We start from the raw sequence: 22,351 nt of genomic DNA, 5'->3' as shown, positions 1-22,351 counted from the left end.
TAAGTTTGATGTTGTGAGAAAAAATAGCGAAGTTTGCTTGGCTATCTATAGCCAATTAAGCATCAAGCACATGTCGGAAAGTATAGAAAAACTTAAAGCTTTATTAGAATTAACAGATATGTCCTTGGAAAATCAACGGAAAATACTCGTTGAATTAAATGATTTACTGTGTGATTGCATACAGGACTTATTCGAATATGGAATTAAATTTGAAGATGCAGGACTTTTTGAAAAATTACTGTTTCAAATAACCTATCATAATTCAAGTATATTAAAATTGGTTAATGGATCTATTATCAATGTTCGTAAAAAAGAAATACAAATTAATGATTTAACAGCAATCTCCTCTATAGCTAGATTACAAATCGAAAGTTTCATAAATTTATCTTATATCTTTTTCATTGATTGTGAATATTCTGTAAGTTTAAGAACTATTGTATATAAGATCCAAGGCTTAAGAAAACAAATTGAAATTACTAAAAAACATCCTAAGGATTTTCCTCCTATTGTAAAATTAAGAAGAGAACTTTCTATAGAATTATTAAAACTCAGAAAATTAAATGAGTTTAAAGAGTTGTCTCTATCCAAAAGAAGGCAGTTGATTTATCCTAAATTTGCAAGATTAATTAAACTAGAAGAAATCTACAATTTAATAAACATTGGTGATTTATCAGAAATTCACTCTTTATACTCTAACCATATTCATTCAGAATATATTAGTATACGACAATTAGTTTCATCACTCAAGAAACCCAATGAAGGCGTACGTAATAATATAAATATATTGGTGTTGTGTTCTCGTATTACTTCATCTACAATTTCAAACCTAGCACATAAATATAACTTTGAAAAAGGAACACTGTCAAAAGCGTCAAATAGAATTAAGAAAATAATTGATTCATTTAACTCCATATCAAATGATTTATCAAAAAGATAAATAACTTAAAAACAAACAGATAAATATATGCAGGCAATTTTTTTATTACTTGGGATAGCAGGATTAGCAATGTTCTTTTTTGGAATGAAAACTCTAATTAAAAAATACAAAAGCAAAACTATTGCAGAATTAAATTTTACTGAAAATCCAAGTGAAATAAATATTAAAAAAAAAGGACTATATGCTGTTTGCTTTATTGGCGGTGGTCATGCAAATAATAAAGATAAATTTGACTTACAAATAACAAACAATGGGAATAAAATAGATGTGCTTGAAAAACAAATCAAATTTAAATTCCGACATAATGGTAAATTATCAACCGAATTTTATCATTTTGAAATCAAAAATATTGGTAAATATAAATTTGAGTTTAAAAACATTGCAGATTTAGAAGTTAAAGAATCAATGTTACTATCTAAAAGAATGTTTCAAAATACACTCCCAGTTAATAATGTTGGAATAGTAATAAAAGAAACCTCATCAAACTCAAAATTTATAATTGGATTATTGATGGCTGTTTTTGGATTTAATATAGCAGGCATGGGTATAATTTTAGCTTTCAATCCTCAACTCTACAATTAAACAAAAAGGAAGCCAATTCAAAAATAAACTTCCTTTTTAAAATCATAATTAAAAAAATATTACCCGCACTTAGAAGACCCACAATCTTTACAGGTTAAGCAACCTTCTTGGTATATTAAGTTTTCCGATTTACAAGCATCGCAAACTTGTCCTTTTACTTGGGTACCGTCTTCCACATAACGTTTTAAGGCACGAACCACACCATTTTTCCAAGTATTGATAGATTCGCTATCCAGTTGTAAACTATTAATTAAATCGACAATTTTATCAATAGGCATCCCGTGACGAAGCGTTCCTGAAATAAGCTTGGCATAATTCCAATATTCTGGATTGAATTTATGTGATAAGCCTTCAATGGTGGTTTTGTAACCCCTTATGTTTTTATATTGAAAGTCGTATCGGGAGGTGCCATCGTCGTTTCGGTTTTTTATAATAAACCCTTCATTTACCCAACGTGGGATTAAAATACCATCATCATCATCGGCTAAACCCGTAAAAATTTCATAAGGTTTGCCATCTATCAAGCCAATAAAGGCAATCCATTTTTCCTTACTATTTTGAAAACGAACCACATCGGCTGCCAAGGTTTCTGGTCGCTTTGTCGGAAATGGTGTTAGTATATTTTGATTTTTATCTTCTTTGTCGTCATTCGCAATTAAAACACCCGAACGTGAACCATCCCTATAAACAGTAACGCCTTTGCAACCCACTTCCCAAGCTTTTAAATAGAGGTCGCCAACCAACTCTTCAGTCGCATCGCTTGGCAAATTAATAGTTACGCTGATGGAATGATCCACCCATTTTTGAATGGCACCTTGCATACGGACTTTACTTAACCAATCCACATCATTGGACGTGGCTTTATGATAGGGCGATTTTTTAATCAATTTATTAATCTCTTTTTGGGAATAATTTACGGACGTGTCCATGCCATTCACTTCCATCCATTGTTTAAAACGCTGATGAAACACTACGTATTCTTCCCAAGAATCGCCTACTTCGTCCACAAAATCAACGCGCGCTTCCTTATCTCCAGGATTCACTTTTCGTCTTCGCTTATAAACAGGTAGAAACACGGGTTCAATACCAGATGTGGTTTGCGTCATTAAACTGGTCGTTCCTGTCGGCGCAATGGTTAATAAAGCAATGTTTCGTCTACCATATTCCAGCATGTCATAATACAGTTTACTATCTGCTTCTTTCAATCGCTGAATAAACGGATTGTTTTTTTCGCGTTCTGAATCGTACACCAAAAACGCACCGCGCTCTTTGGCTATATTTACTGAGCCTCTATACGCTTCTATAGCTATGGTTTTATGGACTTCCAAAGAAAATGCATTACCAGCTTCGCTACCATATTGAATACCTAAGGCGGCCAACATATCGCCTTCGGCCGTGATGCCAATACCAGTACGTCTGCCTTCTTGGGATTTCTTTTTGATGTTAATCCATAAATTTCGCTCGGTGGCTTTTACCTCATCTAATTCTGGATCTTCATCTATTTTTAGAAGAATAGCATCTATTTTCTCCAATTCCAAATCGATGATATCATCCATAATACGCTGTGCAGCCGCGATGTGTTTTTTAAATAACCCGAAATCGAAACTAGCTTCTTTTGTAAACGGATTATCTACATAAGAAAATAAGTTAATCGCTAATAAACGACAAGAATCATAAGGACACAACGGAATTTCTCCACATGGATTGGTTGATACGGTTTTATAACCTAAATCGGCATAACAATCGGGAATGGATTCGTTAATGATGGTATCCCAAAACAAAATACCAGGTTCGGCAGATTTCCATGCGTTATGGACTATTTTTTTCCATAACGTCGTTGCATCAATGGTTTTAGATACTTTGGGCTGACTGCTGAAAATGGGATATTTTTGAGTATATTCTGTTCCATTTTTAACGGCTTTCATAAACGCATCATCTATTCTAACGGAGACATTGGCACCAGTCACTTTTCCTTGTTCCAACTTCGCATTGATAAAATCTTCTGAATCTGGATGGTTGATGGATACTGATAGCATTAAAGCCCCACGCCTACCATCTTGCGCAACTTCCCTTGTGGAATTGGAATACCGTTCCATAAAAGGCACAATTCCTGTAGAGGTCAACGCTGAATTATTCACCGCAGAGCCTTTGGGACGAATGTGTGATAAATCGTGACCAACGCCACCACGGCGTTTCATGAGCTGTACCTGCTCTTGGTCAATTTTCATAACGCCACCATACGAATCGGAATCGCCAGCATTCCCAATAACAAAGCAATTGGAAAGTGACGCTATTTGGTACGGATTTCCTATGCCCGCCATCGGGCTACCTTGTGGCACGATGTACTTAAAATCTTTAATTAAATCGAAAATGGCATCTTCCGTTAAAGGATTGGGATAGTTTACCTCAACCCTTGCCAGTTCTTTTGCGATACGACGGTGCATATCGTTTGGCGTTAACTCGTAGATATTTCCTTGGGAATCCTTCAAGGCATATTTATTCAACCAAACGCGAGCCGCTAGATCGTCGTTTTTAAAATAGGTTAGCGAAGCGTTAAAAGCTTCATCCTGAGTATAGGTTTTAAGTGGTTTTTTGGTGAGGTTTAGATTCATTGCTATTTTGAAGTTAGGATTTTTACAGTAACCATAAAATAACAAAATAAAATGAACTTAGAACATGATAATTATCATAAAGTTATCAAGACACTCTTGTTAATAATCTGATTTTAAATATATTGAATTTTTATTAACATCAAAAAGTTAACAAATTTTTGAAATAAAGCAATAATACTATTTTTTAAAAATCGACCGCAAAGCCAATACCTAAAAACTGTTTCCATTGAATTTTAGCACCCGCTTCGTCAAATTCCCCTTCAATGGCTGAAGGCACGGTTGTTTTAACATCGTCATCATATTTAATATGGGATTCAAAAGTGGCTCTTACAAAACTGTTCACTTTAAAATTGAAATTCATTTGCCAATCCACATCTATATTTCCAAAATTATTTATGTAGTCTGAATACAAACTCAAATTGCTTTTTGCGACCACATTTTGGGCAATTTCCATTTGATAACTATTAGTTATCAAAATACCTGCTTCTGTTCTTGAGCGATTTCCTGGTCTGATAACATTTCCATCTACATCAAAAACGGCTGGCGTGACTCCGAATCTACCGGCATTAGCCAAATTATCATCTAAAACAAACGTTGTTTTTAGAGTAATAGGCGAGAGATAGAGAGACAATTTATCGATATTGCGGCCATATTCCATACCGCCTCCAAAAAACAAATAGCCTGGAGCCATAAGTTTAGATATGGGGTTAGTTGTATTGGGATATTGATAACCTTCAGCAAATTGGGTTTTAAAATTAAATCTAGCCGAATAAAACCAATTTGATTTTTCGTTTGGGCTAAACCCAAAATTGGAATTTACATCCAAAAGATCGGTTGTTTTTCTAGTTTCCCTTCCTTGTTGTCCATTCACACCATAGCCTGCCACTAAACTATTCTTCCAGAAAAAGTATTTATCAGAGTAATCATAGGAAAATTGATAACCTATTAATGCAGATATGGAATTGCTACCTCCAGCATTCCAGTTCACGAAAGTGACTTCATTTAAGTCTACACTGAATTTATTCTTTAGAATCCATTCGGGTCCTTTTTCTTTTTCCTGTTTATCTATTAAAAATAATGAATCGGGTTGCGCAATTGTGACATTGAATAGGAAGCAAAATAAAATAAAAATAAAGTTCTTCATGGTTGAATATCAATCATTTGTGTGATAAAATAGATATTAAAGGGTGATTTAAAAAATTATTATTTCGCCAAAAACCATTCTATTTATAGGGTACTTCGTGAATTTAGTAATTAAACTCCCCAAACTCGCTTTTTATTGTAAGCTTTTTGATTTTTGAATCTTCAACACGTCCTATGATTTTAGCATCAACATTGAAAGATTTAGATATGGAGATGATATCTTCAGCTATTTCTGCCGAAACATATAATTCCATTCTATGACCACAATTAAAAACCTGGTACATTTCTTTCCAATCGGTTTTAGATTGCTGTTGAATGAGTTTAAACAAAGGGGGAACGGAAAACATATTGTCTTTTACAATATGGAATTGGTCTATAAAATGAAGAATTTTTGTTTGGGCCCCTCCAGAACAATGAACCATGCCATGAATGACATCACTACTGTATTTTGATAAGATTTTCTTGATAATAGGCGCGTATGTTCTTGTTGGTGATAACACCAATTTACCGGCATCAATAGGTGAATCCGTAACGGTATCTGTTAATGTCATTTGTCCTGAATAGACTAAATCCTCAGGAACGGAGGCGTCAAAACTCTCTGGGTATTTTTTTGCTAAATATTTGTTGAACACATCATGTCGAGCGGACGTTAAGCCATTACTCCCCATACCCCCGTTATAAGAGGTCTCGTAAGTCGCTTGTCCAAAACTTTCAAGTCCCACAATAACATCGCCTGCTTTAATATTCGCGTTGTCAATCACATCGCTTCGTTTCATTCTAGCCGTTACCGTAGAGTCTACAATGATAGTCCGAACCAAATCACCAACATCGGCCGTTTCCCCTCCAGTGGAATGAATGGTAACACCAAACGTTTTTAATTCTGAAATCAGTGCCTCAGTTCCATTAATGATTGCTGAAATAACATCGCCCGGGATCAGGTTTTTATTTCTTCCAATGGTTGAAGACAGTATGATATTATCGATGGCTCCTACACATAACAAATCGTCAATATTCATAATCAACGCATCTTGCGCAATGCCTTTCCAAACTGATATATCGCCAGTTTCTCTCCAATACATATATGCCAAAGATGATTTTGTCCCTGCTCCATCAGCATGCATAATCAAACAGTAATTATCATCATTTGTTAAATAATCGGGAACAATTTTGCAGAATGCTTTTGGGAATAAACCTTTATCGATATTTTTTATAGCATTGTGAACATCTTCTTTTGATGCCGAAACACCACGTCCTGCATAACGCTTACTTACTTCTTGACTCATAATATGGTATTGTGCTGCAAATTTAATTTTTTGAATTAAAAAATCCTGCTTTTTGAAGCAGGATTTTCTAAATGATATGAACTATCTGGTGAACATAAGCTCCCTATATTTTGTTAATGGCCAAATTTCGTCATCAACAAGCAATTCCAATTTATCACAATGGTAACGGATATCGTCAAAAAATGGTTTTACATTAAAACAATACCCTAGCGCTTTCTTTTCAATATCTTGAAGATTATTTGCTTTTTTACGCTCATTGGTCATTTTGGTAACATTCGCATTGATGCTCTCTATATGGGTTGAAATTTCTTCGATAAGTACCAGTTGTTCTTTAGCTAATTTCTTGAAGTTACCTTCAAAAATATCTTTTAATCCTTTAACATTATCGATTAGGATATTCTGATATTTAACAGCTGTAGGCACAACGTGATTACGTGCAATATCACCTAAAACCCGACTTTCAATTTGAATGTGGTTGATATAATCTTCCATTTCTACTTCGTAACGGGCTTCCATTTCGATTTTACTCATCACTTCCATTTCTTCAAATATGGCAATCGATTTTTTGGAAATCTTGGCTTTTAAAGCTTCTGGAGTTGTTTTATTGTTACTTAAACCCCTCTTCTTGGCTTCCTTTTCCCAAGCCTCGCTATACCCATTACCTTCAAACAATATATCTTTTAATCCTTTAATATACTCTCTTAAAATATTGAAAATAGCCTCGTCTTTCTTTAAGCCTTTGCCATCTATAAGCGCATCCACTTCAACTTTAAAATCCTTTAATTGTTTTGCAACGATCGTATTTAAAACAGTCATGGGATTTGCGCAGTTTGCTTGCGAACCCACAGCCCTAAATTCAAATTTATTACCTGTAAAAGCAAATGGTGATGTTCTGTTTCTATCGGTATTATCCAATAAAACATCTGGTATCTTTCCAATCACATTCAGTTTTAAATCCGTTTTTTCTTCTGGGGAAAGTTTTCCTTTGGTAACGCCTTCCAACTCTTCAAGGACTTTGGTTAATTGTTCCCCAATAAATACGGACATGATGGCAGGAGGTGCTTCGTTTGCACCCAACCTATGGTCATTTCCAGCAGATGCAATGGTAGCTCTTAATAATTCTTCATTTTCATGAACCGCTTTAATGGTATTTACAAAAAAGGTTAAAAATTGAAGATTGCTCATAGGTGTTTTTCCTGGACCTAAAAGATTTATTCCTGTATCTGTTGATAACGACCAATTGTTATGTTTTCCAGAACCATTTACGCCTGCAAATGGTTTTTCATGTAACAATATTTTAAAATTATGTCTAGAGGCGACACGCCCCATAACATCCATTAATAATGAATTGTGGTCTACAGCTAGATTAGCTTCTTCGTAAATAGGCGCTAATTCAAATTGATTAGGAGCCACTTCATTATGACGCGTTTTTGCGGGAATACCCAAATACATACATTCAATTTCCAAATCACGCATAAAATTTAATGCTCTATTGGGAATGGAACCAAAATAGTGATCGTCTAATTGTTGTCCTTTTGCTGAAGTATGTCCAAGTAAGGTTCTACCAGTTAATATGATATCTGGACGACTGGCGACCAAAGCTTTATCAATTAAAAAATATTCCTGTTCCCAACCTAAAGATGAAGTGACTTTTCTAACGTTTTTATCAAAATATTTACATACTTCGGTAGCAGCACTATCAATGGCTTGCAATGCTCTTAACAAGGGCGTTTTATAATCTAAGGCTTCACCCGTATAAGCAACAAATATGGTTGGAATACAAAGTGTTTTTCCATAGATAAAAGCAGGAGATGTAGGATCCCAAGCCGTATAACCTCTTGCTTCAAATGTATTTCTAATACCACCACTTGGAAAACTGGAAGCATCTGGCTCTTGTTGCACCAACTGGCCACCTCCAAATTTTTCTACAGAAGCACCATCACCAATGGTTTCAAAAAAGGCATCATGTTTTTCTGCTGTTGCACCTGTTAAAGGTTGAAACCAATGGGTATAATGGGTAACCCCTTTGGATAATGCCCAATCACGCATGGAAGATGCTACTTGATCAGCTATGTTTCTATCAATTTTTTTACCATGTTTTATAGCATTCATAACACCATTAAAAGCATCCTTTGTTAAATACTGGCGCATGGTAGTTTCGTTAAAAACATTTTTACCAAATATATCTGAACGACGTTCTTTTTCCTCTATTAAAATTGGCCTGTTTGCAAGAGATTCTTTAATTGCGTGAAATCTTAATGTTGACATAGTTTTAAAGTATTAATTTATATTTTAAAGCATTAAACGTAACTACAAAAATAGGCATCCATGTCCGTAATAAATAATTAAAATAGATATTTTCTTATCAATATAAAAATGCTCTGTTAACATTTTTATAATATAAATTTAAAATAATGGGGTTTTTTTAAAATATACCATAAAAAAATGGGGTTTAAATAAAAATAACATAGCACTTCGTTAAAACCACCCTATAAAATGGTCAGTATAACTTAAAAAATTATATTTGTGTCAATATCTAATAACTACAAAATTATTATTATGGCAAAAATTAAATTAGAATACATTTGGTTAGACGGTTATTATCCAACTCAGAACATGAGAAGTAAAACCAAAGTAGAAGAGCATGAAAACTTTAAAGGAACTCTTGAAGAAATAGGAAACTGGTCTTTTGACGGGTCTTCCACAAGACAAGCAGAAGGCGGATCTTCGGATTGTTCTTTAGTTCCTGTTGCTATTTACCCAGATCCTGAACGTGTTAATGGTTGGTTAGTAATGACCGAAGTATATAATGCTGACGGAACACCTCACGCATCTAACGGTAGAGCAACAATTGATGATTCTGATGATGATTTCTGGTTTGGTTTTGAGCAAGAATATTTTATAATGGATACTGCAACTCAGTTACCTTTAGGGTTCCCTGTTGGTGGCTATCCAAAACCTCAAGGTATGTACTACTGTTCGGTTGGCGGTTTAAACACACATGGTAGGGATTTAGTTGAAGAGCATGCCGATTTATGTATACAAGCAGGTTTAAATTTTGAAGGTATTAACCAAGAAGTTGCTTGTGGACAATGGGAATTCCAATTGTTTGCTAAAGGTGCAAAATTAGCAGGTGACGAACTATGGATTGCTAGATATTTATTGGACAGACTTACTGAAAAATATGGTTACTATATTGAATACCACCCAAAACCACTTGGAAAAGATATGGACTGGAATGGCTCTGGTATGCATGCTAACTTTTCTAACTCAACATTAAGAACTTGTGGTTCTAGAGAAGTTTACGAAAAAATATGCGAAGCTTTCCGCCCATTCGTAAAAGAGCATATTGAAGTTTATGGTGAGTTTAACGACCAACGTTTGACAGGTAAACACGAAACAGCATCTATACACGATTTCTCTTATGGTATTTCAGACCGTGGTGCTTCAATCCGTATCCCATTAATTACAGTTAACAAAGGCTGGAAAGGCTGGTTGGAAGATAGACGTCCAGCTTCAAATGGTGATCCGTACAAAATTGCAGCTAGAATTATTAAAACTGTAAAATCTGCTAAGATATAATCAGTTTTAAATAGAATTTTGTTCATAATAAAGAAGGCTTACAGTAACATGTAAGCCTTTTTTATTTTTCAAAAACACGTCTATCTATTCTATTTAGATGTAAAAACAAAAAACATAAACACTCCATAAACAGCAACCAATAATAATCCTTTAAGCTTGGTGATTTCAAATTTTTTAGGAATAAAAACCAATGGCAACAATAAAAATGCAAAAGCAAGCATCCAAAAAATATCTCTATTAAGAATTAATGGTTCCGTAACAGGAATGGGAGTAATCATCGCTGTTAAACCTAAAACAGAGGCAATATTGAATATATTGGAGCCAATTAAATTTCCCAAAGAAATGGCTTTTTCCTTTTTAGCCGCTGCAATAACCGATGCCGCCAATTCGGGCACACTCGTACCTACAGCTATTAACGATACACCAATAACTGCTTCACTTACTCCAATGGATAACGCAATATCTTTGGCCCCTTCTACCAGCCATTCACTACCAAAATATAACGAAGCAGCTCCTATAAGCAGCCAAAGAATAATTTTAAAATTAGACACAACAGATAATAATTCATCGACTTCTTCAGCTAAATCAGATTCCTCATACTTTTTGGACATTTTTATTAATACTACTAAAAAAAGTATGATACCTATAAATAATATACCACCTTCTATAAAAGACAACATATTATCATTATACAAAAAATAATACAACACTAAAGAAAAGAGCATCATTACAGGCCAATTAAGCTTGTAAAAGGACTTATCTACCGCTATTGGACTCACCAAAGCCGTAATCCCTAATACCAAACCTATATTGGCAATATTAGAACCTATGACATTGTTTATCGCAATGGCAGGCGAACCCGATAATGCCGCTTGCAGACTTACCAATAATTCCGGTGCAGAAGTGGCAAACGACACGATCGTCATACCAATAACCATCTTTGAAATATTGAACTTAAATGACAACGCCACAGATGACCTTACCAAGAACTCACCCCCTATTACCAGCAGCACTAACCCAAGAATTACCAAAACTATACTCATACCATTATTTTTTTACGAAGATACTACTTCATTCTAACAGTTAAAAATGGAATAAAAAACTAAAAACTTCGTTAAATAACTATATGATTAGTTGTATAACTATAAAAATAGTTATATGTTTGTTTTAAATCAATTTTGAAAATGGAAAAGCTAACAAACAAAGAAGAAGAAATCATGCATATTTTATGGAAACTGGAAAAAGGGTTCGTAAAAGATGTGATGGCTGAAATTAAGGAAGACAAACCACATTATAACACCCTCTCTACCATTATAAGGAATTTGGAAGAGAAAGGCTATGTATCTTACAAAGCTTATGGAAAAACACATGAATACTACCCTATCGTTAGCAAAGAAACCTATAGAAAAGGGTTTATGAATACAGCTATTGATAATTACTTCAACAACTCCTATAAAAATATGGTATCGTTTTTCGCGAAGGAAGAAAAGATTAGTGTTGAGGAGCTTAAGGAAATCATTGCATTAATAGAAAACCAAAAATAGCATGGAATATCTACTAAAAGTCACTGCGGTGGTCACCATATTTTACATCATCTATAAGTTGTTTTTACAACGCGACACCTTTTTTGAAGCGAACCGAAGGTTTTTAATAATCGGACTTATATCATCATTGCTGATTCCGTTTTTGGTCATCCCTATTTATATTGAATATACACCTATATCATTTACAGATATCACAGTAACCCAAAAACTTTCAACAGAACCCATTGAAAAACCTTTTAATATTCTGGATTATTTGACACTAATATATGGATTAGGTGTTGCGTTTTTTTCAGTGCGTTTCTTCATTCAATTATTCTCATTAATAAAGATAATCTATAAAAATAAAAGCAATAAAAAAGATGGTTTTGTTTTTATAGAAACTCCAAACAACACCTCCCCTTTTTCGTTTTTTAAATGGATTATTTACAATCCTAAAGTATTCAGCCAAACAGAATTGGAACACATTATTGAACATGAAAAAACGCATGCCAAACAGTTTCATTCCGTAGATATTTTAATAAGTCAGTTGTTTTGTGTGTTGCTTTGGTTCAATCCGTTTATATGGCTTTATAACAAGGATTTAAAACAAAACCTAGAATTTATTGCAGACAAACGCACGTTAAAACAATACAACTGCAAAAAAAGTTACCAATACACCTTGCTTAAAACAAGCATGCCATCTCATCAAATGGCTTTAAGCAATCATTTCTATAATTCATTAATCAAAAAACGAATCGTTATGTTACACAAATCAAAATCAAAAAAAATCAATCAATTAAAGTATTTGTTGGTTGCTCCAATTATTGCTTTATTCTTAATGAGTTTTAATACCCAAGAGGTATTTATTGAAAAAGACATTAAGCCTAATATGAATACAACTATTATTTTAAAAGAAGATATAATAATCTCTGGTACCGTTACCGATATTAATGATAAACCCATTGAAAAAGTTATGATTCAAAACGGGTCTAATTCTGGAGTTACAACAAACAATGAAGGCAAATATAAAATTAAGGCAAATATTGGTGATGAACTTGTTTTTACTTATGAAGGTATGCAAACACAAAAAATTAAAGTAACCAATAATGCTCCTATTAATGTTAAATTGATACAACAAATCCAGATAAGAGGTATACAAACGAGTTCTGAAAAAACCCCTTTATATATAATAAATGGCAAGGAAGTTACAGAAGATATAGCTAAAGCTATAAATGAAGAAAAAATTGAAAATTTTACAGTATTGAAAGACGAAGCTGCAATAAAAGCGTATGGAGACAAAGCTAAAAATGGTGTTGTATTAATCACTTTGAAAATATCTACGGTTGAAGACGAATTTCCTTTATTTATTGTTGATGGTAAAGAAATATCGCATGAAGAATTTAGCAAACTAACTGCAGATGACATCAATGAAGTGATTATATACAAAGATGAAACAGACACAAAAAAATACGGTAAAAAAGGTAAAAACGGTGTTATATTAATCACTAGCAAAGAAAAAGCTAAAACCTTTGAAGGAAAAACAATGAACAATGTGACAGTAGTTGGATATGGCACAATGTCTGATTCAACTAAAACTATCAGAATTGGACATAAATTGGATATTGGAAAAGACAAACATCCTTTAGTGATTGTTGATGGGAAAGAATCACCACAAGAAGAGTTTGAAAAATTAAATCCAGACAAAATTGAATCAATGACCGTTTTAAAAGACGAAACTGCTACAAAAAAATATGGCGACAAAGGAAAAAACGGTGTTATAGAAATTACCACCAAAAAGTAAATTGCTAGCCATTTTATCATTTTTAAGCACTCCCAAAAGGAGTGCTTTTTTGTTTTGTAAAAAGATGAAAAATATAAAAAACGTTGTTTTATATACTTTTATGCCCTACAATTTTCAAAAATATCTCCAAAACACTCTACAATTATAACAGTTTATAATATAAAATGTAATTATATATTGATAATTTAAACCTCAATAAAAGCAATACTACTAAATATGATATAAATATTATATTTTATGTTACATATTTATATGCAAATTCATCGATTTTAATAAAATCATGAGGTGTGAACATTGCCAAATATATATCTTCAAATTTCAATTGAACATCAAACTTTAATTATTAACTTTAAAACCTAACATTATGATCACACTTGCCGAACTTGTCATTGAAATTATAATTAAAATTATTTTTTCAATTATTTTCTAAACCAAAAACAAGTAAAACTTAGTCTAGAATAAGTTTTACTATTTTTGTATATTAAGAAGGATTTTAAAAATGAAAAAGCAGGTATTCAAGATTTTAGCAAAAGTCAATAAACTAGTTTTTCCCAGTTATTCTAAAAAACAATTAAACTTGGCTAAAGCCAATAAATTACAAATGGCTATCATTGGCTGGCGGTATTTTATAACCAAAAACGCCCTAGATTGATTTGTTTTATATAAATATTATTAGTGCACATTATTAGCATTCATAAAATTATATAACATTCTCAAAAAATTCTGTAACCCTAAGCCACTTTCCCTATCTTAACTTTGTACCAACAATAATTAGAAACAAGAACAGGTAAAATTATGGCGTCTCATATTAGTGTTGAAACAATAGACATTAGAAAGACAGACATAACAAAAAGTGTTAAAAATTTAACCGCTGTTCTAGCAAATGAAATGGTATTGTATATAAAAACAAGAAAGTTTCATTGGAGTGTTTCTGGTAATTGGAATATGTCTGGCAAAAGTTTTGTGGAATTTCATAAACTTTTTGAGTCGCATTACAATAGCATAGAACTTATCATTGATGACATTATTGAACGCATTAATAAACTTAATGCAAAACCTTCTGGTATTATGTCTGGGTTTATAGAACCTTACATGTTAAGGGAAGGCGCTAAAAATGACACTCAAGAAAAGATGCTTTTAGAACTCTTAAACGACCATGAAAGGATGATTTTAAATTTAAGAGGCATGATTTCGGAAATGGAAAAAGATGCTGACGATTTTGGTATTGCTGACTTTTTAAAAGCTATCATCCAAGGTCACGACTATAAAGCCCGGACTTTAAGGATATGTTTATCTGAATAAAAATTAACATTTTAAAACTTAAAATTATGAACACGACAGAATTAAAAGGAAATTGGAAAGAATTAAAAGGTAAATTAAAACAAAAATATGCCACATTAACTGATAATGATTTGTTAATGGCCGAAGGTAAAGAGGAAGAAGTGCTTGGTAGACTTCAAGAAAAATTAGGTAAGTCTAAAGAAGAATTGCATAAGATAATCTCAGATTTGTAATATTTTAATATCTGCCCGAAAACCACTTTTAATTCTAATAGTTAATTTTGGTTGGTTGGTTAGTGAATTACTATTATGGTTAGTAAGGCAGATTTAAAATATTTATTTTATCTTAACCACATGAATGAAAAAAATACAAACTATCATCCTATTTTTGGATTACTTACCATTGTTACCATTGTATTTATTTTATATATTCTAAAATCGCTTTTAATACCCATTTTATATGCTATTATACTAGCGGTGATGATATTCCCCGTTCAAAGATTCTTAGAACATAAATGGAGGTTTAATCGACTTTTCGCTACTTTATGTTCCTTACTTATTATTTTTTTTATTACAGCCCTTATTGGTGCCTTAATATATTTTCAATTAAATAGTATAAGTAATAATGGGGAAGACTATACAAAAAACATTTCAAAACTTTATAATGATGCAACGGCTTCTATTCAAAAAATGTTAAATATGAATAGCAGTAATACGTTGTTTTCATCTGATTTAAAAATTGAGAATATACTAAAAAACAACTTTGATAAAATCGGAGAATTCTTAACTCAATCAGGATCTTTAATCAGTAATCTTGTATTAATTCCTATATACTTATTCTTCTTTTTGTATTACAGGCAGTTTTTTAGGGTTTTTTATTATAAGGCGTTTAAATATAAATCAAAGGATTTTTTAAACAACATGATTGACAAAGTCTATAATATTCAACAAAATTATTTAATAGGATTAATAAAAGTAATAGTTATAGTTGGCATATTAAATACCACGGGGTTGCTTATTTTGGGAATAGATCATGCCATATTTTTTGGTTTCTTCGCAGCGATTTTATTATTAATCCCTTATATTGGAGTTATAATTGGTTCGTTAATCCCTGCTATGGTGGCATTAGCAACCAAAGACAGTGCTTGGTACGCATTGGGGGTTGTTGCCATTTTTATGTTTATACAATTTTTAGAAGGCAATTTTATAACGCCCAAAATAACCGGTTCTAAAGTGAGCATTAATGCTTTTATTGCCATACTCTCATTTATTGTTTTTTCCATGCTTTGGGGTATTGCAGGAATGATTTTGGCTCTACCTATTACGGCAACTTTAAAAATAATTTTTGATAATACACCTGGATTTCATGCCTACGGATTTTTAATAGGCGATCCTATTGATAAACATCTGCATAGCAGAGCAAGAACTAGATTAAAAAAATGGAAAAAAATAAGAAGTAAAACAAGTATTTAAAGTTAATTTTGAATCATACAACTTTAAAATATTTAAAAACTAAAAACGTTTAAATATTCTTATGCAAATTTGTTCATAATTAGTTCTAAATTTACAAGACAAATATTTCTTATGAAATTACATTTAAAATTTGATTTTAATGCCATTTGCAGAAAAGTCTTAGATGAAAAATTACTGGAACACAATATAAAACACAAAATTATTGGTTTTGGTGAGGTAAAACTTTTAGAAAAGTTATCTGCAGATAGATTAGAAAGTTTTTCCAACGATTTAAAAGAATATTCCATTGAAATTGTTGAAAATCAAAAAAGCATATTGGTACAAAAAATAAAAGATACCATAACAGATATGGTATTTAACAATGAAACAGCTACCAACTTAAAAGCTTCCGCTTATTTGTCAGATACGTTGGGCCATAGTTATGGTTATCTGTCTAATCTGTTTTCTGAAGTCACTTATACTTCCATTGAGAATTTTATCATTATTCAAAAAATAGAATATACAAAGCAGCTAATAATAAACGAAAATCTAAATTTAACTGAAATTGCATTTAAACTCAATTATTCTAGCGTAGCCCATTTAAGTACTCAGTTTAAAAACACTACAGGCATTACCCCGTCTGCCTTTCAGCGTATCATTACCAAAAGACGCGAATTAAACTAGAACCAATCCAACTAACCTTATGCATGAAGATTATATAAATATAATATTAGCAGACGATGATGAAGATGATCGTTTATTTTTTTGTGATGCTTTTGATGAACTTAAAATAACCACAAGAGTAAAAACCTTTAACGATGGGGTTTATTTAATGGATTATTTAAATGCCGAAGACTCTGTATTCCCGAATATTTTGTTTTTAGATTTAAACATGCCCAGAAAATCTGGATTGGAATGTTTGAAAGAGATAAAGAAAAATGATAAATTCAAGGATATAGCCATTGCTATTTATTCTACATCAGCATCAGAAGAAGATATTGAAAAGACATTTATTATGGGAGCAAATATCTACATTAAAAAGCCCAATGATTTTAAAACGCTCAAAAAAGTATTAGAAGAGGTCGTTACCATCAATTGGCAATACTATACAAATGGTTTGAATAAGGACAATTTCCTTCTAAGATTATAAAAATATGCCCAGTAGAATATTTAAAAAATCTTGGCTGATAAAAAGTATTTTTTTTATATCTGCTTTTGTGATTCTCATAATTGGCGGCACCACTTATAAAAAAATAGAAGATTTGTCCCAATCTTCAGATTTATTGACGAAAACCTACAAAACTAACGTTGAGTTAGAAAAAATCTTTTCCCATTTAAAAGATGCCGAAACTGGACAACAAGGATTTATAATAACAAATGATCCCATTTACCTTGAGCCATACAATATTGGAAGAGAAAATATTAATTACAGTTTTGCGGAGTTAAAAGTGTTGGGAAGTGATAATACCACTTTACAAAACAATCTTAAAGAGCTCAACGTTTTAATAGATAAACGCATGTGGTATTTTGAAAAATCCTTTAGGTTTTCTTCAGTTGGCAATTATAACGACGAGAATTTCAAGGAAAATTTCCTTAATGGAAAAAAAACAATGGATACCATACGGGGCAAGATTAAGGGGATGATAGATACTGGTAACCAGTTGTTAAATAAAAGGCAAGAAGCATACGAGTCCAATTTAAAGCTTACCCCTATGTTTTTATATGTGGTCTTACTATTATCCTTAATGCTCATGTTTGCTACATATAGTAAAATTATTAGTGACCTAAAAAAAATAAAAGCGGCTAATGAGCAATTAGAGATTTTTAAGGAATCTACAAAACAATCTGAAATTATCGGCCTGCAAGGTAATTGGATTTGGGACATAGAAGAAAGGACTTTTACCTATTCCGATAATTTATATAGATTAATAGGTGAAAAACCCCAGTCTTTTCAACCAACCTTGGATAATTTTGTGAATTTTGTACATCCAGAAGATATAGAAAAATTCCGTAAGGACATTGATAGAATGATGGCAAAAAATGAAGACCTTCCTTTTATATATTATAGAATTATTCAAAAAAACGGCACGATTAAACACTTTAAAACTTGTGCAAAATTGCATAGAAACCTTGACGGAAAAAGACAACTTTTAGGGATAACTACAGATATTACAACTGAAATCGAACATTTTAAAACCCTAGAAGAACGTAATTTAGAATTAGAACGGAACAACAAAGAACTCTCAGCATTTAACTATGTTGCCAGTCATGATTTACAAGAGCCATTAAGAAAAATACAGACTTTCCTATCGAGGTTTGAAGATAAAGAAGCCCACAAATTATCTGAATCTGGAATGATGTATATGGATCGAATAAAAAATGCCGCAACTAGAATGCGGATGTTAATTGATGATTTATTACAATTTTCAAGGACAAATAAAGCTGACAAAGCATTTGAATTAGCTGATATAAATATATTGCTAAAAAATGCCCAACAGGATTTAGCGGAATCAATCACTGATGAAAAAGCTATTATTACTTCAAACAAATTTCCATCCATTAAAGTCATTCCTTTTCAAATTCAACAGCTGTTCTCCAACCTAATAAGTAATTCTTTAAAATACAAATCAAAGGACAGAATTCCAGAAATCCGTATTATTTACAATAAAGCAAAAGCTTCAGATGAACCGATAATATTAAATCCTAAAAAACCATATTATCATAAAATTACGATTACAGATAATGGTATTGGTTTTGAAAATAAATATGCCGAAAATATTTTTGTGCTGTTTAACCGGCTTCATGGTAAACATGAATATTCTGGTACCGGTATAGGCTTATCTATCTGTAAAAAAATAGTTGAAAATCACCAAGGCTTTATTTTCGCAAATGGCAAACCTAATGTTGGTGCAACATTCACCATTTATTTTCCTTATTTGTAAAATTCCTATTTTTTTCTTGGCAATTAAAAAATATAAAGTGTCTTATATGACGCTAAATTCCTAATTATATATGTATTCTTTTTATTGTTAAATACAGCAATATTGGAATATTGTAACCATACTCCATAATAGTGTAACATAAAAAGTAGCATACCATTGCATATTTGTAATGTACTTATTTAACAAAACAGAAAACCAAAAGAAGTGTAAATTCTATAAGTATTGCAAAAAATGTTATAACACAAAAAGCATTGTACCAGTGCATCTTTGTAAAGCAATGTAAAAGAAATAAAAATGAAATTTAGAAACATAATGTTGTCGGTGATTGCAGCTCTCACATTGATTTCTTGTAATTACATTTTAGAAAACAACGAACACAAGAATGACATTGTAAGTGATATACAAACTAGAATAAGCATATACAAAAAAGAGGCTGAGCTATTGCTAAGCGTTTCAAGAAATAACTTGGATATTCTAGAATTATGTAAAGCTATAAAGTATGTTGATACTTTAAATAATATGGCTCATATAACCGAAGGGTTAGAAACGACGCACTTTGAAATATCGAAAAATTACAAAAAATTAGCTGAAGAGAAACTAATTTCAATTCCAAACTACCTGAATATTAATAGTGAGTTTGAAATAAAAGACATTGACAACAATGAGTTTATAGAAAAGAAATTGGAGTTAATCTTAAATAAAATAGAAGCACAAATACAATTGTTAGATACTTTGGGTAAAATAACCAATAATGTAGAGTTCAAAATTTTAGCAATTAAAGACACTCACGAACTAAAATCCAACATACAGAGCATTCAATCTGCTTTAGATAAGTTAAACCAAAAATCTCAAGATATATAAATAGTAAAATTAATATCATGGAAAAGTCAATCATAGATAAAGGTATAGCGGCATCAAATATGGTGTATTCAAAATCAGTGGGTGCAGCAGGTGAAAAAAGTGATATGAAAACAGATGAGAAAGTGATACAAGTTTATAAATGGAGTATAGAAACAGAACTTGGAACGTTTACAGGAACTTGTTTGAGTATGGATGATGTAAATGAGGAAATAGCACTATTAACAAACAATGCAAAAATTCTTAAAAAGAATATTATCCCTATGTCTTTAATAAATGAAGATCTAGGAAATAAAGTTTACACTTGGAATGTAGTAACCAATTCTGGCCATGCTTCTGGTGTATCGGTAAGTTTAGAAGAAGCAAAAAGAGTAATAAATTCGTTTGGGCATACCGAGGAGGTAAAATCCAACATAGCAGAATCATTTAAAATATTAAAATAATAATTAACCAATAAAACACAGTATTATGAGAAGTTTATTATACATCATCGCAGTCATCCTAATAATCGGTTGGGCATTCGGAGTATTTGTTTATAGTGCAACCGGATTGATTCACATTCTATTAGTAATAGCAGTAATCGCCATTTTATTAAGATTAATAGGTGGTGGTAGAGGAATTTAGAAAATTAAAATAAATAATAACAATTAAAATTAACAAAAATGAAAACAAGTAACACAATAATAGGTCTGTTAGCAGGCGTAGCAGTAGGAGCAACATTAGGCGTTTTATTTGCCCCAGAAAAGGGAGAAACAACTAGAAAAAAAATTACGGAAAAAAGTAAACAAGCTAAAGACAAGCTAAAAGAAGGCTTTAACGACTTTTTAGATACCGTTTCTGATAAATATAGCTCTATCAAGGAAAATGGTGAAGAGTTCTTGAATAAAGAAAAAGAAGCGATAAAAGATAACATGAAAAAAACTTATTAATTAATTGAAATCCTGTTAAATAATAATAAATGGAAACCACAGCCAAACATATAGAATTACTTTATGATAAAGTTAAAGAATATACCGAAACTAGTATAGAGTTATACAAATTGAATGCTATAGATGTTACGGCAGATGTCGTATCTTCTCTAGTCTCAAGAATAGCAGTAGCTTTGGTATTTTCTTTATTTACCCTTTTTGTAAATATTGCTATTAGTTTATTAATTGGCAAATTACTAGGGGCTTATTATTTAGGTTTCTTGATTGTCTCTGGTTTCTATTTAATTATTGCACTCATCATCTATTTCTTCAATGATACATTAATTAAAGCACCCATAACCAATCTGATAATATCAAAACTACTAAGACCAAGAAGATCTGAATTTGTAAAATCCAATACTGAAGAAAATGAAAAATCATAAAAATCAAAGTCAGATTTTGGAAGAAAAAATTATCGCTCTAGAAAACAAACAAAAAGTAAAAATTAGCGAGCTAAAGGACCAATTAGATCTTACCATCCAAGAATTAAGACCATCCAGACTATTAAACAGAGCGTTAAACGATATTAAAGAAGATCCCAAAGTTAAAGGTAACGTACTGGAATCAGTAATAAGTTTGGCCGGAGGCTATTTATCAAAAAGAATATTGTTAGGCAAAACACATTCCATAATCTCCAATTTATTTGGTTATGGTGTACAATACCTAGCGACAAAAATAATTTCAAAAAAAATTAAACACTAAACATTAAAATCATGAAAACAATAAAATTAACAATCGGAATCTGCTCATTAGCCTTATTATTTGCATCATGCAAAGATGAAAAAGCAGATTTAGCAAAACAAAGCGTAGAAGAATATAAAAGTTATGTGGATTCTGTAGCCAGTCTAGAATATGCAGAAGCCTATTCTAATTGGGAAAACATTGAAAATGGATATAACAACCATAAATCAATGGCAAGTATGAACATAAATGATACCGAGGATAAAGCTGTCTTAGTAGATAATGTTGATGATGCTACTTTAAAATATGAGACTTATAAAACGAACTTAATTGCCGAGAAAGAAAAAGAAGATATGCGTATTAGCAAAGATAATTTTAGAAAGGCACTTTTAGGATCAAATTATGATAATAGTGGTGACATGTCTTTTACATGGATCAATAAAGATAATATATTAAGTGTTTATGAAACATTTGTTAATACCGTAGAAACGAACAAAGACTCTTATTCTAGAGAAGATTGGGACGAAATTAAACTATTATACGAAGCTATAGATACCAGAAAAAATACTGTTGAAAATGAAGGTCTTACTAGTGCGGATAACAGAAAAATTGCTGGACTTAAGTTAAAGTTTGCACCTATGTATACGGTTAACAGAATGGGAGCAAAATCGGAAGAAAATGCTGAAGCAAAAGAATAATCTAGGTCT

At 31.8% G+C, this 22,351-nt stretch carries 24 protein-coding genes; 19 read left to right on the top strand and 5 right to left on the bottom strand.

Annotated elements, in window-relative coordinates; genetic code table 11:
- Nucleotides 1-13: 13 nt before the first annotated feature.
- A complete protein-coding gene (locus CDH49_RS13455; protein WP_162296723.1) occupies nt 14-937 on the top strand; it encodes a hypothetical protein in 924 nt (307 codons plus the stop codon).
- 27 nt (nt 938-964) lie between these two features.
- Nucleotides 965-1,519, top strand: coding sequence for a hypothetical protein (locus tag CDH49_RS13450; RefSeq protein WP_100616056.1), 555 nt, complete (start codon nt 965-967; stop codon nt 1,517-1,519).
- 59 nt (nt 1,520-1,578) lie between these two features.
- Here the strand turns inward: CDH49_RS13450 and CDH49_RS13445 are convergent, their stop codons facing one another.
- The 4 genes from CDH49_RS13445 to CDH49_RS13430 form a co-directional block, all read right to left on the bottom strand.
- Nucleotides 1,579-4,131, bottom strand: a complete 2,553-nt coding sequence (locus tag CDH49_RS13445; RefSeq protein WP_100616055.1) for an adenosylcobalamin-dependent ribonucleoside-diphosphate reductase — start codon at nt 4,129-4,131, stop codon at nt 1,579-1,581.
- A gap of 184 nt (nt 4,132-4,315) precedes the next feature.
- Nucleotides 4,316-5,275 (bottom strand): DUF3078 domain-containing protein, encoded by a 960-nt coding sequence (locus tag CDH49_RS13440; protein WP_100616054.1) that lies wholly within the window; start codon nt 5,273-5,275, stop codon nt 4,316-4,318.
- A 103-nt stretch (nt 5,276-5,378) separates the two neighbouring features.
- On the bottom strand, nt 5,379-6,557 hold the full coding sequence (locus tag CDH49_RS13435) for an AIR synthase related protein (RefSeq protein ID WP_100616053.1): 1,179 nt from the start codon (nt 6,555-6,557) through the stop codon (nt 5,379-5,381).
- A gap of 81 nt (nt 6,558-6,638) precedes the next feature.
- Nucleotides 6,639-8,825 carry a glutamine synthetase III family protein gene (locus CDH49_RS13430; protein WP_100616052.1) on the bottom strand — a complete coding sequence of 729 codons (2,187 nt, stop codon included), beginning with the start codon at nt 8,823-8,825 and terminating at the stop codon, nt 6,639-6,641.
- Between the two features lie 291 nt (nt 8,826-9,116).
- Between CDH49_RS13430 and CDH49_RS13425 the strand changes: the two genes are divergently transcribed.
- A complete protein-coding gene (locus tag CDH49_RS13425) occupies nt 9,117-10,139 on the top strand; it encodes a glutamine synthetase beta-grasp domain-containing protein (protein WP_100616051.1) in 1,023 nt (340 codons plus the stop codon).
- 89 nt (nt 10,140-10,228) lie between these two features.
- Here the strand turns inward: CDH49_RS13425 and CDH49_RS13420 are convergent, their stop codons facing one another.
- Nucleotides 10,229-11,182: a calcium/sodium antiporter gene (locus CDH49_RS13420; RefSeq protein WP_100616050.1), complete on the bottom strand. Its 954-nt coding sequence runs from the start codon at nt 11,180-11,182 to the stop codon at nt 10,229-10,231.
- A gap of 141 nt (nt 11,183-11,323) precedes the next feature.
- Between CDH49_RS13420 and CDH49_RS13415 the strand changes: the two genes are divergently transcribed.
- The 16 genes from CDH49_RS13415 (at nt 11,324) to CDH49_RS13345 (ending at nt 22,342) form a co-directional block, all read left to right on the top strand.
- The gene (locus CDH49_RS13415; protein WP_100616049.1) at nt 11,324-11,683 is read left to right on the top strand and encodes a BlaI/MecI/CopY family transcriptional regulator; all 360 of its coding nucleotides are present in this window, start codon (nt 11,324-11,326) and stop codon (nt 11,681-11,683) included.
- 1 nt (nt 11,684) lies between these two features.
- Complete coding sequence (locus CDH49_RS13410) at nt 11,685-13,463, top strand: M56 family metallopeptidase (protein ID WP_100616048.1); 1,779 nt, start codon at nt 11,685-11,687, stop codon at nt 13,461-13,463.
- Between the two features lie 499 nt (nt 13,464-13,962).
- Complete coding sequence (locus CDH49_RS15840; RefSeq protein ID WP_100616047.1) at nt 13,963-14,115, top strand: SsrA-binding protein; 153 nt, start codon at nt 13,963-13,965, stop codon at nt 14,113-14,115.
- A gap of 143 nt (nt 14,116-14,258) precedes the next feature.
- Nucleotides 14,259-14,765: a Dps family protein gene (locus tag CDH49_RS13400; protein WP_100616046.1), complete on the top strand. Its 507-nt coding sequence runs from the start codon at nt 14,259-14,261 to the stop codon at nt 14,763-14,765.
- A gap of 26 nt (nt 14,766-14,791) precedes the next feature.
- Entirely contained in the window at nt 14,792-14,977 is a 186-nt protein-coding gene (locus CDH49_RS13395; RefSeq protein WP_100616045.1) for a CsbD family protein, read from the top strand.
- 120 nt (nt 14,978-15,097) lie between these two features.
- Nucleotides 15,098-16,216, top strand: a complete 1,119-nt coding sequence (locus tag CDH49_RS13390; RefSeq protein WP_157805324.1) for an AI-2E family transporter — start codon at nt 15,098-15,100, stop codon at nt 16,214-16,216.
- A 111-nt stretch (nt 16,217-16,327) separates the two neighbouring features.
- Complete coding sequence (locus tag CDH49_RS13385) at nt 16,328-16,879, top strand: helix-turn-helix domain-containing protein (protein WP_100616043.1); 552 nt, start codon at nt 16,328-16,330, stop codon at nt 16,877-16,879.
- Nucleotides 16,880-16,898: 19 nt separating this feature from the next.
- On the top strand, nt 16,899-17,345 hold the full coding sequence (locus tag CDH49_RS13380) for a response regulator (protein ID WP_100616042.1): 447 nt from the start codon (nt 16,899-16,901) through the stop codon (nt 17,343-17,345).
- Nucleotides 17,346-17,349: 4 nt separating this feature from the next.
- A complete protein-coding gene (locus CDH49_RS13375; protein ID WP_100616041.1) occupies nt 17,350-19,137 on the top strand; it encodes a CHASE3 domain-containing protein in 1,788 nt (595 codons plus the stop codon).
- A gap of 294 nt (nt 19,138-19,431) precedes the next feature.
- Complete coding sequence (locus CDH49_RS13370; RefSeq protein WP_100616040.1) at nt 19,432-19,998, top strand: hypothetical protein; 567 nt, start codon at nt 19,432-19,434, stop codon at nt 19,996-19,998.
- Nucleotides 19,999-20,015: 17 nt separating this feature from the next.
- Nucleotides 20,016-20,438 (top strand): hypothetical protein, encoded by a 423-nt coding sequence (locus CDH49_RS13365; RefSeq protein WP_100616039.1) that lies wholly within the window; start codon nt 20,016-20,018, stop codon nt 20,436-20,438.
- A gap of 25 nt (nt 20,439-20,463) precedes the next feature.
- A complete protein-coding gene (locus tag CDH49_RS15645; RefSeq protein ID WP_157805323.1) occupies nt 20,464-20,619 on the top strand; it encodes a lmo0937 family membrane protein in 156 nt (51 codons plus the stop codon).
- A gap of 38 nt (nt 20,620-20,657) precedes the next feature.
- On the top strand, nt 20,658-20,924 hold the full coding sequence (locus CDH49_RS13360; RefSeq protein WP_100616038.1) for a YtxH domain-containing protein: 267 nt from the start codon (nt 20,658-20,660) through the stop codon (nt 20,922-20,924).
- Between the two features lie 29 nt (nt 20,925-20,953).
- Nucleotides 20,954-21,346 carry a phage holin family protein gene (locus CDH49_RS13355; protein ID WP_100616037.1) on the top strand — a complete coding sequence of 131 codons (393 nt, stop codon included), beginning with the start codon at nt 20,954-20,956 and terminating at the stop codon, nt 21,344-21,346.
- Nucleotides 21,333-21,665: a hypothetical protein gene (locus CDH49_RS13350; protein ID WP_100616036.1), complete on the top strand. Its 333-nt coding sequence runs from the start codon at nt 21,333-21,335 to the stop codon at nt 21,663-21,665. The genes CDH49_RS13355 and CDH49_RS13350 overlap by 14 nt, the downstream gene beginning before the upstream one ends.
- Nucleotides 21,666-21,676: 11 nt before the next feature.
- Nucleotides 21,677-22,342 carry a hypothetical protein gene (locus tag CDH49_RS13345; protein ID WP_100616035.1) on the top strand — a complete coding sequence of 222 codons (666 nt, stop codon included), beginning with the start codon at nt 21,677-21,679 and terminating at the stop codon, nt 22,340-22,342.
- Nucleotides 22,343-22,351: the final 9 nt, after the last annotated feature.

Source organism: Confluentibacter citreus, assembly GCF_002807055.1.
Classification (GTDB): domain Bacteria; phylum Bacteroidota; class Bacteroidia; order Flavobacteriales; family Flavobacteriaceae; genus Confluentibacter; species Confluentibacter citreus.
This window is presented reverse-complemented; position numbering and strand designations above follow the sequence as displayed.

Coding starts and splice junctions, on each gene's coding strand:
- CDH49_RS13450 (WP_100616056.1), top strand. CDS start 965: ATGCAGGCAATTTTTTTATTACTTGGGATAGCAGGATTAGCAATGTTC.
- CDH49_RS13445 (WP_100616055.1), bottom strand. CDS start 4,131: ATGAATCTAAACCTCACCAAAAAACCACTTAAAACCTATACTCAGGAT.
- CDH49_RS13440 (WP_100616054.1), bottom strand. CDS start 5,275: ATGAAGAACTTTATTTTTATTTTATTTTGCTTCCTATTCAATGTCACA.
- CDH49_RS13435 (WP_100616053.1), bottom strand. CDS start 6,557: ATGAGTCAAGAAGTAAGTAAGCGTTATGCAGGACGTGGTGTTTCGGCA.
- CDH49_RS13430 (WP_100616052.1), bottom strand. CDS start 8,825: ATGTCAACATTAAGATTTCACGCAATTAAAGAATCTCTTGCAAACAGG.
- CDH49_RS13425 (WP_100616051.1), top strand. CDS start 9,117: ATGGCAAAAATTAAATTAGAATACATTTGGTTAGACGGTTATTATCCA.
- CDH49_RS13420 (WP_100616050.1), bottom strand. CDS start 11,182: ATGAGTATAGTTTTGGTAATTCTTGGGTTAGTGCTGCTGGTAATAGGG.
- CDH49_RS13415 (WP_100616049.1), top strand. CDS start 11,324: ATGGAAAAGCTAACAAACAAAGAAGAAGAAATCATGCATATTTTATGG.
- CDH49_RS13410 (WP_100616048.1), top strand. CDS start 11,685: ATGGAATATCTACTAAAAGTCACTGCGGTGGTCACCATATTTTACATC.
- CDH49_RS15840 (WP_100616047.1), top strand. CDS start 13,963: ATGAAAAAGCAGGTATTCAAGATTTTAGCAAAAGTCAATAAACTAGTT.
- CDH49_RS13400 (WP_100616046.1), top strand. CDS start 14,259: ATGGCGTCTCATATTAGTGTTGAAACAATAGACATTAGAAAGACAGAC.
- CDH49_RS13395 (WP_100616045.1), top strand. CDS start 14,792: ATGAACACGACAGAATTAAAAGGAAATTGGAAAGAATTAAAAGGTAAA.
- CDH49_RS13390 (WP_157805324.1), top strand. CDS start 15,098: ATGAATGAAAAAAATACAAACTATCATCCTATTTTTGGATTACTTACC.
- CDH49_RS13385 (WP_100616043.1), top strand. CDS start 16,328: ATGAAATTACATTTAAAATTTGATTTTAATGCCATTTGCAGAAAAGTC.
- CDH49_RS13380 (WP_100616042.1), top strand. CDS start 16,899: ATGCATGAAGATTATATAAATATAATATTAGCAGACGATGATGAAGAT.
- CDH49_RS13375 (WP_100616041.1), top strand. CDS start 17,350: ATGCCCAGTAGAATATTTAAAAAATCTTGGCTGATAAAAAGTATTTTT.
- CDH49_RS13370 (WP_100616040.1), top strand. CDS start 19,432: ATGAAATTTAGAAACATAATGTTGTCGGTGATTGCAGCTCTCACATTG.
- CDH49_RS13365 (WP_100616039.1), top strand. CDS start 20,016: ATGGAAAAGTCAATCATAGATAAAGGTATAGCGGCATCAAATATGGTG.
- CDH49_RS15645 (WP_157805323.1), top strand. CDS start 20,464: ATGAGAAGTTTATTATACATCATCGCAGTCATCCTAATAATCGGTTGG.
- CDH49_RS13360 (WP_100616038.1), top strand. CDS start 20,658: ATGAAAACAAGTAACACAATAATAGGTCTGTTAGCAGGCGTAGCAGTA.
- CDH49_RS13355 (WP_100616037.1), top strand. CDS start 20,954: ATGGAAACCACAGCCAAACATATAGAATTACTTTATGATAAAGTTAAA.
- CDH49_RS13350 (WP_100616036.1), top strand. CDS start 21,333: ATGAAAAATCATAAAAATCAAAGTCAGATTTTGGAAGAAAAAATTATC.
- CDH49_RS13345 (WP_100616035.1), top strand. CDS start 21,677: ATGAAAACAATAAAATTAACAATCGGAATCTGCTCATTAGCCTTATTA.